12 protein-coding genes are annotated in these 16464 nt (G+C 68.8%); 2 read left to right on the top strand and 10 right to left on the bottom strand.

Annotated elements, in window-relative coordinates; all coding sequences use genetic code 11:
• Positions 1-117: 117 nt before the first annotated feature.
• From CJ179_RS10855 to CJ179_RS10825, 7 genes are all read right to left on the bottom strand, one after another.
• A complete protein-coding gene (locus CJ179_RS10855; RefSeq protein WP_072945087.1) occupies positions 118-774 on the bottom strand; it encodes a carbon monoxide dehydrogenase subunit G in 657 nt (218 codons plus the stop codon).
• Positions 771-3272, bottom strand: a complete 2502-nt coding sequence (gene cutA / locus CJ179_RS10850) for an aerobic carbon-monoxide dehydrogenase large subunit (protein ID WP_095861494.1) — start codon at positions 3270-3272, stop codon at positions 771-773. The genes CJ179_RS10855 and cutA overlap by 4 nt, the downstream gene beginning before the upstream one ends.
• Positions 3269-3919 (bottom strand): (2Fe-2S)-binding protein, encoded by a 651-nt coding sequence (locus CJ179_RS10845; protein WP_083395698.1) that lies wholly within the window; start codon positions 3917-3919, stop codon positions 3269-3271. Before CJ179_RS10845 ends, cutA begins: the two co-directional genes overlap by 4 nt.
• Positions 3916-4827: a xanthine dehydrogenase family protein subunit M gene (locus tag CJ179_RS10840; protein ID WP_095861493.1), complete on the bottom strand. Its 912-nt coding sequence runs from the start codon at positions 4825-4827 to the stop codon at positions 3916-3918. Before CJ179_RS10840 ends, CJ179_RS10845 begins: the two co-directional genes overlap by 4 nt.
• Positions 4828-4903: 76 nt before the next feature.
• On the bottom strand, positions 4904-6340 hold the full coding sequence (locus tag CJ179_RS10835; RefSeq protein WP_087560878.1) for a uracil-xanthine permease family protein: 1437 nt from the start codon (positions 6338-6340) through the stop codon (positions 4904-4906).
• Between the two features lie 165 nt (positions 6341-6505).
• Entirely contained in the window at positions 6506-8209 is a 1704-nt protein-coding gene (locus CJ179_RS10830; RefSeq protein WP_095861492.1) for a PucR family transcriptional regulator, read from the bottom strand.
• A 91-nt stretch (positions 8210-8300) separates the two neighbouring features.
• Positions 8301-9404: an XdhC family protein gene (locus CJ179_RS10825; RefSeq protein WP_095861491.1), complete on the bottom strand. Its 1104-nt coding sequence runs from the start codon at positions 9402-9404 to the stop codon at positions 8301-8303.
• Positions 9405-9586: 182 nt separating this feature from the next.
• Between CJ179_RS10825 and CJ179_RS10820 the strand changes: the two genes are divergently transcribed.
• Positions 9587-10774, top strand: coding sequence for a CaiB/BaiF CoA-transferase family protein (locus tag CJ179_RS10820; RefSeq protein WP_095861490.1), 1188 nt, complete (start codon positions 9587-9589; stop codon positions 10772-10774).
• A 22-nt stretch (positions 10775-10796) separates the two neighbouring features.
• Here the strand turns inward: CJ179_RS10820 and CJ179_RS10815 are convergent, their stop codons facing one another.
• The gene (locus CJ179_RS10815; protein ID WP_095861489.1) at positions 10797-12158 is read right to left on the bottom strand and encodes an amidase; all 1362 of its coding nucleotides are present in this window, start codon (positions 12156-12158) and stop codon (positions 10797-10799) included.
• A gap of 142 nt (positions 12159-12300) precedes the next feature.
• Here CJ179_RS10815 and CJ179_RS10810 point away from each other — a divergent pair, with 142 nt between their 5' ends.
• A complete protein-coding gene (locus tag CJ179_RS10810; protein ID WP_095861488.1) occupies positions 12301-13473 on the top strand; it encodes an MFS transporter in 1173 nt (390 codons plus the stop codon).
• A 164-nt stretch (positions 13474-13637) separates the two neighbouring features.
• On the opposite strand, the gene gdhA is transcribed toward CJ179_RS10810, so the two are convergent.
• Together gdhA and CJ179_RS10800 are read right to left on the bottom strand one after the other, a co-directional pair.
• Positions 13638-15008, bottom strand: coding sequence for an NADP-specific glutamate dehydrogenase (gdhA, locus tag CJ179_RS10805; RefSeq protein WP_095861487.1), 1371 nt, complete (start codon positions 15006-15008; stop codon positions 13638-13640).
• Positions 15009-15047: 39 nt separating this feature from the next.
• The gene (locus CJ179_RS10800; protein ID WP_072945071.1) at positions 15048-16445 is read right to left on the bottom strand and encodes an MFS transporter; all 1398 of its coding nucleotides are present in this window, start codon (positions 16443-16445) and stop codon (positions 15048-15050) included.
• Positions 16446-16464 lie beyond the last annotated feature (19 nt).

Below are 16464 nucleotides of genomic sequence, written 5' to 3'. Positions count from 1 at the left end.
ACATATCGCCGAACTCGGCGGTCCTCGTTCGGCGCTGCCCGCGCGGCCGCACCCCTGGACAGACGACAGCACCCCGAACCGGGCGGTTCGGGGTGCTGTGTCGAGGGTGTGCGCGGGTTATTTCGAGCAGGTGCCCCGCACGAGGATGCCGCCGACGAGGACACCGGCGAGAGCGATGCCGGCGCCCAGTGCGGCCGACGCGAGAACAGTTGCCGTGGACGCCGCCTCGGGTGCCCGCAGCCGGGCCGCGGCCGCCGTGGGGACCGGGGCTGCCTGCGCGACACCCGCGACCGCCGGGGCCTCACCCGCCGCGGCGGCGACCTCGGCCGGTGGGATGCCGTTGGCGATGACGCCGTCGATGCCCTTGAAGAACACCCCGGCCATCTTCTTCGCGACGCCGGTGATCATCCGCTGCCCGACGCCGCCGACCATGCCGCCGACGACGGCGTCCGCGTCGTAGCTGAGCAGGGTGCCGCCGTCGCGTTCCTCGAGCCGCACCGTCACGTCGGCCTTGACGGTGCCGGGCGCACCGGCGCCGGACGCCGTCATCACGAACGACTGGGGCCGATTCTGCTGCGACAGAATCACTTCGCCGTCATAGGTGCCCTTGATGGATGCGACGCCCGCGGTGATGGACAACTTGTAATGGTTGTCGCTGACCTGCTCGAGGGACTGCACCCCGGGAATCGTGGCCGCGAGGACCTTTCCGTCCTGCAGGTTGTCGTACACGGCCTCCGGCGGTGCGGTCAGTAGGGCGGTGCCTGCGATTCTCATTCGTTCTCCTTGCTCTGTGACGACGCGTGCACGAGGCGAAGCTCGAACAACTCCGATGGGGATATCGGCATGGATGTGATCGGGATGCCTTCCGCGTCCTCGATCGCGGCGGCGATGACGGCGGACGTCGGAATCACGCCCGCCTCGCCCGCACCCTTCATGCCGAGGGGATTGAGGCCGGATGGGGTGACGGTGTGGTCCATCTCGAGCGAGTCGGGCATCTCGGTGACGAACGGCATCAGGAAGTCCATGTACGACGCGTTCAGCATCTGGCCGTGCTCGTCGTAGACGATCTTCTCGTACAGCGCGCCGCCGACCCCCTGCGCGACCGCGCCCATGACCTGGCCCTCGACGATCCGCGGGTTGATGACGTTGCCGCAGTCGTGGATGACGGCGTACCGCCGGACGTGGATTTCGGCCGTCACCGGATCGGTTTCGACGATCGCCGCGTGCACGCCGGACGCGAACGTCGACGTCGGGGGCGAGTAGTAGCCGGTGGCCTCGAGCCCGGGTTGTTCACCTTCCCGGACCGGCGGAATCGTCATGTCCGTGTCGGCTTTCGCGAATCCGGTGGCCTGCCGCGACGCGTCGTCGAACGCGTAGCGCAGCGGGTTCGACAGCACGGCGACCACGCCCAGCGAGATGGAGGTGCCCTCGGCGCCGGGCAGCGTGCCGATCTTGCACACGTGCCCACCGCGAAGTTCCAGTTCGGCGGGATCGAGGTTCAGCGCGTCCCCGGCGATCTTGCGGGCCTTCTCCGCGACCATCTGCGCGGCCACGTGGAACGCCGACCCGGACATCACGGCACCGCGGGACGCGAACGTGCCGACGGCATAGCCGAATCGGCGGGTGTCGCCGGTGACGATCTCCACGTCGGTGACCGGCACGCCGAGGTCGTCCGCGACGATCTGCGCGAACGCCGTCTGGTGGCCCTGCCCCTGAGTGGTCAGACCCGTTGCGGCCTTCACCTTCCCGGACGTTTCGACGAGGACGTGGGCGCCCTCGTACGGGCCCGGCCCGGTTCCCTCCACGTAGGCGCCGATCCCGATGCCCACGGCCCGGCCCTCGGCCTTCGCCTGCTTCTTGTACTCGGCGAACCCGTCCCAGTCGATGAGCTTCTTCAGCTTGTCGATCCCGGCCTGGTAGTTGCCGGTGTCGTAGATCAGCGGGCGGCCGTCCTGGAACGTGAGATGGAAGTCGTACGGCATCTCCTCGGGCCGGATGAAGTTGTGCTCGCGGACCTCGATGACGTCCTTGCCGAGATACTTCGCGATCGCGTCCATCGCCCGTTCCATCGCGAACACGGCCTGCGGGCGCCCGGCGCCGCGGTAGGGCGTCACGATGACGGTGTTCGTGTACAGCGAATACGCGTCCACCCGGAACGATTTCGGCTTGTACGGCCCGAGCACCTGCGTCGACGTGTTCAGCATGACGATGATGCCGTACGGCAGGTAGGCGCCGTTGTCGTGCCAGAACGTGAAGTCGAACGCGAGGAGGGTGCCGTCGTCGTCGAATCCGACCGTCACCTCCTGGATCTGGCCGCGTTCGTGCGCGCTCGACACGAAGTGCTCGCGCCGGTCCTCGACCCATTTGACCTCGCTGGAGATGCCCGCCGTCCCGAGCCGCCGCGCGGCCCAGGTGACCATGACCTCCTCCGGCCACGGGTGGACGATCTTGACGCCGAAGCCGCCACCGACGTCGGGGGCGATGCAATGGACCTTGTTGTGCGCCATCTTCAGCCGGGCCGCGATCGCGGCGCGGGCCGACGTCGACGTCTGAGTCGACGTCCAGAACGTGAGCGCCTGCTCGTCGGTGTCCCAGCGCGCGTAGACGCCCTTGCCCTCCATCGGCATCGACGCCGACCGCTCGATCTCGAGGTTCAGCGTGAGCCGGTGCGGTGCGTTCGCCAGTTCCGCGTCCACGTCGCCGAATCCGTGCTGCAGGTGCGCCGCGACGTTGTCGGGGACGTCCGCGTGCACGGCGTTGTCCGCCTGCCGCGCCACGTCGATGCCCACGACCGGCGGGAGCATCTCGTACGTGACGTCGATCTTGGCGCACGCGTCCTCGGCGATGTACCGGCTGTCGGCGACGACCATCGCGATTGCCTCACCGACGTGGTTGACCTCGTCCTTGGCGAGCGGATATCCGTTGCGCGGGGCGGTGATCGCCGGATGCGGGATCAGGAGGGGCAGGTTCTCCGCCATCTCCGGGGAGTCGTCCGCGAGGTCGTCGTACGTGTAGATCGCGTGCACGCCGGGCAGATCCAGGGCGGCGTCGATGTCGATCCCGGTGATCCGGGCGTGCGCGTGCGGTGATCGGACGAACGCGGCGATGAGCGCATTGTGGCCCAGGTCGTCGAGGTAGCGGCCGTTGCCGGACAGCAGCCGGGCGTCCTCGGTGCGGGGAATCGGTTTGCCGAACAGCTTCTCGGATTCGGCGGTGTCCCCGCCGGTGTGCTTCGTGCCTGCCGGCGCGGTGCGGGGTTTCGTGACGCTCATGCTCTCCCTGCCCTTCCCCCGACGGGGTTGGTGGTGCCGCGGACCTTTGGATCGAGTGACGCGCGGGCCGACTCGTCGTCCTTGCCGAGCGGGAATTCGCCCGAACGCTCGCGCTTGATCTCCGCGGCGCGCAGCACGGCCGCCCGGATGTTCTGGTAGCCGGTGCACCGGCAGAGGTTGCCGGCGATCGCGTCGGTGGCCTCCTCGCGGGTGGGCGAGTCGTTCTCCTCGAGGAACGCCGCGATGGTCGTGACGAACCCGGGAGTGCAGAACCCGCACTGCAGGCCGTGGCAGTCGATGAACGCCTGCTGCACCGGATGCAGCGTGCCGTCGGGTTCGACGAGTCCCTCGACCGTGGTGACCTCCCTGCCTTCGAGGCTTGCCGCGAGTACCAGGCACGACCGCACCGGCTTGCCGTCGAGCAGCACGGTGCAGGCGCCGCACACGCCGTGCTCGCAGCCGACGTGGGTTCCCGTCTGGCGCAGATGGTGCCGGATCGCGTCGGACGCGAGCGTCCGCGACGGCAGCAGCACCGTCTGCGTCACCGCGTTGAGCGTGAACGTCACCGCGACGTGCTGTTCGCCCGTCTCCTCCTGTAGCTCGGCGAGTTGCTCGTCGATGCTGGTCGTTGCCTTTGCCATGGTCATCTTCCTCCCGCCGACGCGTGCACGGCGGCACCGTCGAGCACTGCATCCTGCGCGGCCGCGAATCCGACCCGTGCGGTCAGCGCCGCCACCAGTTGCGACCGGTACCGCGCCGTGGCGTGGATGTCGGGTTCGGTGTCGATCCGTTCCCGCGCGAACTCGGACAGATTCCGCCACAACGGGTCCCGGTCGTCCGTCGCGGACGCGCCCTGGAGGATGTCCGTGTAGTCGACGACCTCACCGAGTTCGCCGGCCGACACGTACGTCATCCGGGCCTCGGCCACGACGCCGTCCTCGACCCGCACCTGCGCCGCGACCCCGACGAGTGCGTAGTCGCCGTGTCTGCGGGCGATCTCGTCGATCGCCGTCCCGACACCGGGCTCGGCGGCCGGGACGGTGACACTGGTCGCGATCTCGTCCGCCTCGAGGGTGCTTTCGAGCGGCCCGGCGAACAGGTCGGTCGACCGGATCTCCCGGACCCCGCGCACCGAGCGCACGGTGATCGAGCCCCCGAGCAGCGCGAGCACGGCCGGCATCTCGGCGGACGGGTCGGCGTGCACGATGGACCCGACCGTCGTGCCGCGGTTGCGGATGGTCGGGTGCGCGACGAGACGCAGCCCGCGGCCGATCAGCGGCTGCACCTGGGCGGCGCCGCGGTCGGCTTCGAGCACCGAATGCGTGGTCAGGGCGTCGAACGTGACACCGAGGTCACGTGACGACGACACCGCGTCCAGCCGGGGGATCGACCCGATGTCGACGAGGTGCGCCGGCGCGGCCAGCCGCATCGAGAGCAACGGGATCAGCGACTGCCCGCCCGCGAGCACCTTTCCCTCGTGAGCCACGTCCGCGAGGATCTGACAGGCCTCGTCGATCGACCGAGGTCGGTGATAAGTCAGTGGCGACGGTTTCATTCCTCAGATCCTGCCCGTATCGTACGCTCGACGTTTCGTGAACTAGTGACAAAACTCACGTGCTGACGCTGGCAGATCACGTGAGCTGACCGACCCGGTCCGGGACCGTTCCGTCGTCGGTGGTCGGCTTCGGGTGGTGACGGCCGGTGCCTGCGTCGTCGGCGTTGTCGGCGTCCTTCGGGGCGATGACGCGGCACAGGTGGTACATCCCGATCACCACGATCGTGCCGAGCGCGATGCCGCTGAGGGAGAAGCTGTCGCTGAACGTCAGCTCCACGTCACCGATCGCGATGATCAGGCCCGCCGCGATGGGCATCAGGTTGAGCGGATTGCCGAAGTCGACGCCGTTCTCCTTCCAGATCTTCGCGCCGAGCAGGCCGATGATCCCGTAGAGCACCACCGTGATTCCGCCGAGCACGCCGCCGGGGGTCGCGGAGATGACGGCACCGAACTTGGGGGAGAAGCCCAGCAGCATCGCGATCACCCCGGCCGCGGCGTACGCGGCGGTCGAGTACACCTTGGTCGCGGCCATGACGCCGATGTTCTCCGCGTACGTCGTCGTGGGGGATCCGCCGACGCTGGTCGCAATGGTGGTGGCCAGGCCGTCGCCGATCAGGGCGCGCCCCATCATCGGGTCGAGGTCGGTCTTGGTGATCTCCGCGACGGCCTTGACGTGTCCGGCGTTTTCCGCGATCAGGGCGATCACACCGGGCAGCACGAGGACGATGAACGTGAGACTGAACGACGGCGCGTGGATGCCGACGATGCCGTTCGCCTCGTCGGAGAACGGCGGAAGCCCGATCCACGACGCCGAGGAGACGCCGTCCCAGTTGACGCGGAAGTGCTCGGTGACCGCGCCGGCGACCGGGTCGTACGAGGTGATCATGCCGGTCGTCAGGTCGAGCACCCACGACAGCACGTAGCCGAACAGCAGGGTCAGGAAGATCGCGACCCGCCCGAGGAATCCGCGCAGCGCGACGCTCGCCACCACCAGCACGACCATCACCGTCAACGCGACCCACTGGTCCTGGGGCCAGTACGTTCCGGCGACCACCGGGGCCAGGTTGAACCCGATCAGCATGACGACGGCGCCGGTGACCACGGGCGGCAGGATCTTGAACACCACCCCGCCGCCGAGGAAGTGGATCAGCACGCCGATCCCGGCGAGCACGAGACCCGACACCAGGATCGCGCCCGTCACCTGCGCGGACGTGCCGCCCTGGGCACGGATCGCGGCGATGCCGCCGACGAATGCGGCCGACGTCCCGAGGTAGCTGGGAATCCGGCCCTTGACGACGAGCAGGAAGAAGAGCGTGCAGAATCCCGACATCATCACGGCCAGTTGAGGATTGAGGCCCATGATGATCGGGAAGACGAACGTGGCCCCGAACATCGAGACCACGTGCTGCCCGCCCAGCCCGATCGTGCGGCCCCAGCTGAGCCGTTCGCTGGGGGTGACGACCTCCCCGGGTGCGATGGTCTTGCCATCTCCGTGCAGTGTCCAGATAGGCATAGGGGGACCTTTCAGACAGGTGGCGGTGCAGGGGTGCCGGCGGGCCGCTTCTGGCGATGTGCCGCACGTCACAATTACACCTCGATAGGAGGGAAACGTTATTACAGCGTCAGCCACCCGGCGTGAGAAGAATCTGCCAGGGCGTGCCCGGCGAAATTGGCAACTTTAGGAATTGATGCCGCGCATCGCCATGATCTTGAGGGCGAGCGACAGGTCGAGGCGCAATTCGGGGTGATCGGTGAACGACCCGAGCATCTTCTCCAGCTTCACCACCCGGTACCGCAGGGTGTTGTAGTGAAAGTGGAGTTGACGTGCGGTTTCGGCGATGTTGATGTTGGTGGCGAGCAGCACCTCGAGGGTGCGCCGCATGTCCTGCGCCTCCGCTGTGTCCGCGGTCAGTTCGCGCAGCGTCTCGCTCGCGAACGACTCGAGTTCACGGTCGTCCTCGACGAGACTCAACAGCCGGTACACGCCGAGGTCGTCGAAATGCGTCACCGCCCAGGCGCCGGTGATCTGCCGTCCCACCTTCAGCGCGGTCCGAGCCTGACCGTAGAGGGCGGGGATGCCGTCCACCGAGTCCGTCGGCCGGGAAACGCCCACCCCGAACGGGCGGCGACCGCCGCCACCGGCGCCGCGCACAGTGGCGACGAGTTCGTGGACGAGGTTCATCGTGTCGGTGCCGACACCCATGAGGATCACCGTCTCGGTTGCCAGCGCGGTGACGGCGGCGCCCTGGTCGCGGCCCGCGACGGCGCTGGTGAATGCCCGCGCCTGCCGCTCGACGAGCGGCATCCGGGTGGGCATCGACGGTTCGTCCTCGCCGACCGGGTCGGGTTCGATCACCACGACCACCACGGGGCGGTCCAGGTCCCAGCCGAACGTCTTGGCGTGCGCGACCACGTGCTCGTGTTCGCCGCCGCGGCCGAGCAGCAGGTCGCGCACGAAGTTCGCGCGGTGCTTCTCCTCCACCGAGGAGACGACCAGTTCGCGGGCCACCACCAGGGCGCACACCGCGGCCGCCTGCTCGACGAGGTACAGGTCCTCGCTGCGCAGCGCGCGTCCGGTGCAAGAGTGCACCAGCCGCCCGTGGTCGATGCCGTTGGCCGAAATCGCTGATACCGCGATGGACTCGTCGCCCAGCCGGTGCAGGCCGAGCCCGCCCTCCGTGGAATCGGTGCGGACCCGTCCGGTGGAGTCGAGCGCTGCACTCGATGCCAGCCGGCTCAGTTCCGACTCGTCGCCCGCCCGGCACAACTGACGTCCGTCGGGTGTCGTGATCAGCACCGCCCCGCCCAATTCGGCGGCGACGGCGACGGACAGTTCGGCGAACCCGCCGCCTGCCATCACGACGTCGACGAGCACCCGCCGCAGCCGGTCCGCCTCGAACACGGCGTCGACCTGCCGGGCCGACAACTCCGCGAGAGCCGCCGCCAGCGGATGTGCCTGCGAGTACAGGTCGGCGACCACGACGACCGGAAGCCCGAGTTCGTCGGCCGCATCGGACATCTCGGCCGGCAGCGGCGCGGTGGGGTCGTCGAGGCGCACGGCGAGCCCAGCGACACCTCGCCGGTCGAGCCGGGCCAGGAACGCGTCGATCGGCTCGACCAGCCGGCCGAGAACCGCGGTCGTGGTGATCAGCAACTGTCCGGTCCGGAGCCACGGTCCGATGCCCGGCACCGCCATCACGGCGATGTTCGACACCTCACGCGAGGTGCCGCTCTCGCCGGCGACGAGGGTCGGGGAGACGAGCAGATCGGATGCCAACACGTCGGCGAGCGGTTGCGGCGCAACGCCCGGACCAGGCCCGTTGCCGGTGTCGGCGGCTGCGCGGAACCCGGGAGCGGAACTACCGGCATCCCTCGTCGTCACTGCAACACCCTGCTCACCTGATCCGACACTCGCCCCGGATGGCGCGAAAGCCTGACCTTAAGTCTCGACCCGAATACCCGTCAAACGTCGCTCACGCGGTGCACTCGAGCGGACGGCCGGTCCCGGCGGGCGCGTCACGGTGGATCGGACCGCTCAGCTGCTGGAGCTCGAGGCCCGTGGTTCCGCGGGTCGTCTTCATCATCTCGGCGAGGATCGACACCGCCGTCTCCTCGGGGGTGCGGGCACCCAGGTCGAGGCCGATCGGCGAATGCAGCCGCGCCAGCTCCGCCGCGGTCGTCCCCTGTTCGCACAGCAGCGCGACCCGGCGCTCGTGTGTGGCCCGACTGCCCATCGCGCCGATGTACGCCGCGTCCGATCGCAGGGCCAGCTCCAGCAGCGGAATGTCGAACTTCTCGTCGTGGGTCAGCACGGCCAGGACGGTCCGGTGGTCGACCGGTGCGGTCTCGAGGAACCGGTGCGGCCACATCACGACGACGTCGTCGGCGTCCGGGAACCGGGCGCGGGTCGCGAACACGGCGCGGGCGTCGATCACCGTGACGTGGTAGCCGGCGAACGCGCCCAGCGTGCACATGGCGGCGGCGAAGTCGATGGCCCCGAAGATGTACATCCGCGGCGGCGGCGCGAAGATCTCGACCATGCACACCGTCTCCGACCGCAGCTGATACACCTGCGACTCACCGGCCTCGAGCCGCCGGCGGACGCTGTCGACGTCGGCGCCGGGCAGGTCGAGGTCGCCCACCGGCCCGTCGCCGGTGATCACGCAGCGCCGGGTCCGCGATCCGTCGCCGGTTTCCGTCACGACGGCGATCGATTCGCCGCCGCGGATGCGCCGCGCCGCGTCCGCGAAACCCGGGAAGTCGTGCCGCCCGATGCGCTGGACGAACACCTCGATGGTGCCGCCGCACGTCAGTCCGACCCCGATCGCGTCGTCGTCCGCCACACAGAACACTTCCGTCCGGCTCCGCCCGTCGGCCAGCACGTCCCGCGCCGTCTCGTACAGCGTGCTCTCGACGCACCCACCGGACACACTTCCGAGCACCTCACCGGATTCCGACACGGCCATCGCCGCGCCCGGCGCCCGCGGGGACGACTTCCAGGTGCGCACCACCGTCGCGAGCGCGAACGTCTCGCCGCGGTCGAACCACGATTCCAGGCCCGTCAGGATGTCGCGCATCGTCTCGTCCTCCTCGGGTGCTTCTTCGGGTAGCTCACGCTAACCGGCCGTGACCTGCCGTCGCGGCACACAATGCGCCGAAATCCCCAGCGGCCGCTTGTGCATTCTCGCCATCGCTATCGACCGGCGAGTCCGCAATTCTCGGACGGTCCCCTTCCTTCTCAGAGAACCGAGGATCCACCATGAACCAGTTGCTCAGCGGGATCCGGGTCCTCGACCTCACACGAGCCCTCGCCGGACCGCTGTGCACGGCACTGCTGTCCGATTTCGGCGCCGACATCATCAAGGTCGAGACCCGTTCCGGTGGCGACAGTTCCCGGCAGTGGCCGCCGTTCGACGGCAGCGACAGCCTCTACTTCACCTCCGTCAACCGTGGCAAACGTTCGGTCGCTCTCGACATGCGTAGTGAGCAGGGCCGGAAACTGCTGCGCCGCATTGCCGTCGGCGTGGACGTCATCGTGGAGAACTTCCGTCCCGGCGTTCTCGCGGAGATGGGACTCGACCAGGAGTCGCTCGCCGCGGACAATCCCGGGGTGATCGTGATGAGCGTCAGCGGTTTCGGCCCGACCGGTCCCGAGCAGTTCTCGCCGGGACTCGATCAGGTCGCGCAGGGCATGTCGGGGCTGATGTCGGTGACCGGCGCCGGTGACCACACGCCGATGCGCGTCGGGATCCCGATCATCGACACGGTGTCCGGTATCTATGCGGCGCTGGGCATCACGGCGGCACTCGTGGCCCGGGGGCGGGACGGCGCCGGCCATCACGTGCAGACGTCCCTGCTCGAATCGGCGCTGTCGATCATGTCGTTCCAGGCCCAGGACTACCTGAGCACCGGACGCGTCGCGGAGCCGAACGGGAACACGCACCCCACGATCACGCCGTACGGCACGTTCGACACCGCCGATTTCCCGATCATCATCGCGACCGGCTCGGACAAGCACTGGGACTCGCTGTGCCAGGTTCTCGGGGATCCCGCCCTCGCCGAACGGCCCGAATACCGCACCGGCCAGTCACGACTCGCGCACCGGGACCAGCTCACCAAGGAACTGCTCGAACTGCTGTCCGTGCGGCCGGCCGCCGAATGGGTGACACTGATTCGCGCGGCGGGCATCCCGTGCGGTCCCGTCCACACGATCGATCAGGCGTTCGCCGACCCGCAGGTGCAGGCGCTGAAGATGGTGCAGCCCGTGGCCACCCCGGACGGCGGTGAGGTGCCGCTGGTCCGGAGCCCGTTCTGGGTCGACGAGGAAACCCTGCCGATCCGGAATGCGCCGCCGATGGTGCTGGGGCAGGACACGGCGGAGGTGCTGGGCGAATTCGGGTTGAGCGAGGAAGACATCGAGGGCCTCCGGCGGGACCGGGTGATCTGAGGTCACGCGGGTCGTGGCCGCCTCACAACCGGGCGGCCACGGCCAGCGCGACGTGCTCGCACCACGGCCGCGCGACGACCTGCACGCCGATCGGCAACCCCGACTTCGTGATTCCCACCGGAACGACGACGGACGGCAGACCCGTCACACTGATCGCGCGGCAACTCGCCAGGGCCTGAGCCCACGTGAGCGACTGCCCACCGACGTCGAACAGTTCTTCGCCGAGCGGGGGCGCCGGAATCGAGGCGACGGGAAGGACGAGGACGTCCCCCATCTCGCCGAGCAACCGGTGCACCAGTTCCGATCGCCGCGCCCACAGCCGCTCGACCGACCGGCGGTCCACGTCCCGCCCGTCGGCGAGCATCGCGGTGATGTTCGCCCCGAAGCCGGTGCCGAGTTCTTCGATGTCGGTGTGAGTTTCGACGGACCGCAACGTCCCGAACAGGTCGTTCCCCTCCGCCAGCGCCGCACCCCGATACGGGCGGGCACCGAGTTGCCGAGCGACACCGGCGACGGCCGCGACGATCTCCTCGTCCACCGGGACGGTCCCCTCACCGGGCGCCCACGTGACGTCGAGACGTGAGAGGTCCACCGTGCCCGGGTCGGTCCACCGGTAGTGCCGGGACGAGAGCACCCGCAGCACGAGGGCCGCGTCGTCCAGCGTCCGCGCCATCGGACCGATCGTCTGCAGCGTGCCGTGCATGGTCGCCGCATTGGTCAGCAGGTGATCGCCCGACGGGACGCCGGGGTACTGGCCGTCGGGGTCGACCCGGCCGACGGTCGGGCGGACGGAGCGCAGTCCCGTGCAGTGCGCGGGCCAGCGCACCGACCCGCCGAAGTCGGTGCCGAGACCGACCACACTCATCCCGGACGCGATCGCCGCCGCCTCGCCGCCGCTCGAACCGCCGGGCGAGCGGGGTACGCCGTCGGGCCGGAGCGGGTTCACGGTGTACCCGAACAGGTCGTTGTGCGTGAGACCGCTGGCCCCGAACTCCGGGGTGTTCGTCTTGCCGACGAGGATCGCGCCGGCCGCCCTCACCGCGGCCACCGCGGGGGCGTCGACAGAAGGCACGTTGTGCTCGAGCGCGCGTGATCCCGCCGTCGTCCGAACTCCCGCCGTCGCGATGAGGTCCTTCACCGTGAACGGGACCCCGGCCAGCGGACCGACGTCCTCACCTCGGCCGATCCTGGTATCGAGGTCGTCGGCGGCCCGGATCGCCTGGTCCTCGGCGACTGTGACGACGGCGTTCAACTGCGGGTTGCGGGCCTTGATGTGCGCCAGGTGATCGTCGAGCACCTGGCTCGCGGACACCTCCCGGTTCGCCACGGCGCGGGCAATCGTCCGCGCGTCCGAGCCGACCCAGCTGCCGTCGTTACCCCACACATGTCCTCCTCGGCTCGTGCTCAGGGGTCGACGCTAGACATCCCCGGACCCGCCGCACACGGCCACTGTTCACAGGAATACGGCGCCCGACCTGTGAAGAGTTGATACTTCGCCGCGCTACCGGCTCTGGGAGGATCGGATAATGCTCTCGCCCTGGGTCCGCCTTGCCGTCGCGCTGTTCGCGGTCAGCTGGGGAGCCAACCAGTTCGCCCCGATGCAGCTGGTCTACCGCGATCATCTCGGTCTCGGGAGCGGTTCGTTCACCGCGATGCTCGCGTCGTATGTCGTCGGGCTGATCCCTGCGCTGCTGTACTTCGGGCGCGTGTCCGACCGGTTCGGCCGGCGAGCGGTGATCCGTCCGATGATCCCCGTCGGCATCGTCTCCTCCCTCGTCCTGATCGCGGGAGCCGCCGTCCCCGACCTGCTCTATCTGGGACGAGTGCTGGCCGGACTCGCGTCCGGCATGGCGTTCGGCGCCGGCACTGCCTGGATGAAGGAACTCAGCTCCACGTCGCCGGCCGGGGCGGGTGCGCGCCGCGCCGCCATGTCGTTGTCCGCGGGATTCGGCTGCGGCGCGCTGTTCGCCGGCGTGATCGCGCAGTGGCTCCCCGCGCCGGAACTGCTCCCGTATCTGGTGCACATCGTGTTGATGGTCGGCGCCCTGGCACTGGTGTGGTCGGTGCCCGATGCGCGGGTCCGCGCGACGGACCTCGTCGCCAAGCCTCTGTCGGCGCTCGCGACCTCCCAGTTCCGGTGGGGCATCGCGCCCTGGGCGCCGTGGGTGTTCGGGGTGGCGACCGTGTCGTTCGCGACGCTTCCGCCGCTCGTGTCCGAGTCGCTGCGCTCCACCTCGGTGGCATTCACCGGTCTCGTCGCGGCACTGACCCTGATCACCGGGGCGGTGATCCAGCCGTGGGCCAAACGGTGGTCGCAGCAGGACGACGCCACCGGGATCCGGGTCGGCATCGTGCTCGGGGTGCTGGGCTTCGGGGCCGCGACCGTCGTCGCGTATACGCACGGTGCGCTGCCGGTGGTCGCGATCGTCGTCGCGGCCTTCCTTCTCGGATCCTGCTACGGGATCCTGCTCGGGTCCGGTCTCGCATCCGTCGAGAAGCTGTCGCCGGAAGACGAACTCGCGCAGACCGTGGCGGTGTTCTACTGCCTGATCTACGTCGGCTTCGCCGTCCCGTTCGTCATCTCACTCCTCGCCCCGCACGTCGGCTACGCCGCATGTTTCGCGGGGGCGGCGCTGCTGATGCTGGCGTCCGTGGCCGTGGGCCGCAAGGCGAAGGATCCGCACCTCACCCCCAGGTGAGTGGCAAAGTGTGCCCGGGCACGCTTTGCCACTCACCTGGGGTTAGCGCGACCGGACGGGAAGCAGCGCCGGTGACGAGTGCGACGCGGTTCGTGAGGCGGTGGGAAATTCCATTGCCGGAGGTAGGCACGAAAAGTCCTTTCGGTGGTGGGGTCGGGGACGGATCACACGACTCCTTGCGCGAGCATGGCGTCGGCGACACGGATGAATCCGCCGATGGCGGCGCCGGCGACGTAATTGTCTGCGTCGTCGGTGTAGGTGGCTGCGGTGGCCCGGGTGTGATCGTGGATGTCCCGCATGATGTTTTCGAGGCGGCTCTCGGTTTCCGCCCACGTCCACGACGTCCGGGCGGCGTTCTGCTGCATCTCCAGGGCGGAGGTGGCCACACCCCCGGCGTTCGCCGCCTTGCCGGGACCGAAGAGGACGCCGGCGTCGCGGAACAGTGCGACCGCCCCCGGGGTGCACGGCATGTTCGCACCCTCGGAGACGGCCTGAACTCCGTTGCGGATCAAGGCGGTTGCGTGCTGTTCGCCGAGTTCGTTCTGGGTGGCGCACGGAAGGGCGACGTCGCAGGGCAGGTCGAAGACGGAACCGGTCGTGACGTAGGTGGCGGACCGGCGTTCGGCGGCATACGCGGACAGCCGGGCCCGCCGGACTTCCTTGACGTCCTTGAGCAGGTCCACATCGATGCCGGCGTCGTCGACGAGGAAGCCGCCCGAATCGGAGCAGGCGATCACGGTGGCCCCGAGTGCATGGGCCTTCTCGATCGCGTAGATCGCCACGTTGCCCGAACCCGAGACCACCGCGCGGCGGCCTTCGAGCGTCCCGCCGCGGGTGGCCAGCATCTCGCGCAGGAAGTACACGGCCCCGTATCCGGTGGCTTCGGTCCGCGCGTGGGATCCAGCCCACCCGACGCCCTTCCCGGTGAGCACGCCGGCTTCGAAACGGTTCACGATGCGCTTGTACTGTCCGAACATGTAGCCGAGTTCCCGGACACCGACGCCGATGTCGCCGGCCGGCACGTCGGTGTGCTCGCCCAGGTGGCGGTAGAGCTCGGTGACGAACGACTGGCAGAACCGCATGATCTCGGCGTCGCTGCGCCCGGCCGGGTCGAAGTCGCTGCCACCCTTACCGGCGCCGATGCCCTGCCCGGTCAAGGCGTTCTTGAAGATCTGCTCGAAGCCGAGGAACCGGATGACTCCGAGGTCGACGGTCGGGTGGAAGCGGAGTCCACCCTTGAACGGCCCGAGGGCGCTGTTGAATTCGACCCGGTATCCGCGGTTGACCTGTACCTGTCCGGTGTCGTCGACCCACGGAACGCGGAACATCACCTGGCGTTCGGGTTCGCAGAGCCGTTCGAGGATCCGCGCCTCGACGTACTCGGGATGCCGGTCCAGGACCGGTCCGAGGGCGGCGAGGACTTCCTCCACCGCCTGATGGAAGACCGATTCCCCGGGGCTGCGATGACGAACGCTACGGAGAACCACTGAAACGTGATCGGTGGAAGGGAGAGTGTCGGTGTCCAGGAGTGTCATTGCTTCCTCCGCAACGAAGTGTCGATAGGGGGTCGGGTTCTACGAGGCGCCGTTCGGGCCGGTGAGGGTGGTGCCGGTGGGGAGGTCCGCAGGGGTCGCGGTGGTCTGCGCCGCCGAGGCCAGCGACTGGTTGCGGGTCTCCTCGGCCCAGAAGAAGCTGATGACGAAGCCGAGGAGGGTGATTGCGGCTCCGATGAGCATGGTGGTGCCGGTGCCCAGCGTGTCCAGCGACACCGGCACCAGGAAGGTCCCGGCCGCTGCACCGACGCGACTGATCGCGGTCGCCAGCCCGACCGCGCTGGCACGGATCTGGGTGGGGAACAACTCGTTCGGGTAGATGAACACCAGGATGTTTCCGGCGCTGTTGATCAGGGTGAACAGGAAGAAGAACACCATGACGAACCAGGAGGGGGCACCGGGCCACACGCCCAACGGCACGAGCGCGAGGGCGCCGAAGAAGAAGCTACCGAGGATCAGGGGCCGCCGTCCCCGCGTCTCGACCCATCGCATCCCGGGAAGTGCACCGAGAACGAAGCCCAGATTCAGGATGATCTGACCGAGAGTTTCCGAGGCACCGTTTCCACTGAAACCCATGTGCGAGAGAATGATCGGCCCGTAGGTGAACAGCGCGAACTGCGGGATCGCGAAGCACATCCAGAACAGTCCGCAGAATACGACGCGTCGCAGGTAGTCGCCGCGCAGCAGTTCGGTGAACCGGCCCGGGCCGGGGGAATCTTCGTCGGCGGCCAGGGTCGCGATCTCCTCGAGGGTGACATTGCGGCCGAGCACGTCCGACACGTGTTCGCGCGCCTCCTCGAGTCGGCCCTTCGCGACCAGCCAACGGGGCGACTCGTGGGCACCCATGCGCAGGAGCAGGACGATGACGCCGAACACCGCGCCGCTCGCCAGCATCCACCGCCACGACTCCGGTCCGTACACGCTCGTCAGCGCGAAGCCGACGAGGTAGGCGACCACCGCACCGACCAACCAGACCACCGACAGCAGGCCGATGATCGCGCCGCGGGACTTCTTCGGAATCCACTCGGTCAGAAGAGATGTCGCGATCGGATAGTCGGCACCCACCGCTGCGCCGATGACGAACCGCAGGGCGATGAGCTGCCACCCGGTTTCGATCCACAGGCAGGCCACGGAGGCGAGGATCATCACCAGCAGGTCGGCGGTGTACATCACCCGTCGGCCGATCCGGTCGGTGACGGGGCCGAAGATCAAGCTTCCGAAGAACAATCCGACAAGCGAGACCGCGCCGGCGAATCCGAGCGTGCTCGCGTCCAGGTCGAGGTCGGCGCTCGCACCCGCGAGGGCGACGCCGACGATACTGAGTAGGTAGCCGTCCAGGAACGGGCCACCGGAACAGGCGACGATCAGCTTCTTGTGGTATCGCGTCAGCGGACTGTCGTCGATGAGATGAGTGGTCATGGTGTGTCCTCGGGGAGGG

It is taken from the genome of Rhodococcus sp. ACS1 (assembly GCF_002300155.1).
GTDB classification, from domain to species: domain Bacteria; phylum Actinomycetota; class Actinomycetes; order Mycobacteriales; family Mycobacteriaceae; genus Rhodococcus_F; species Rhodococcus_F koreensis.
This window is presented reverse-complemented; position numbering and strand designations above follow the sequence as displayed.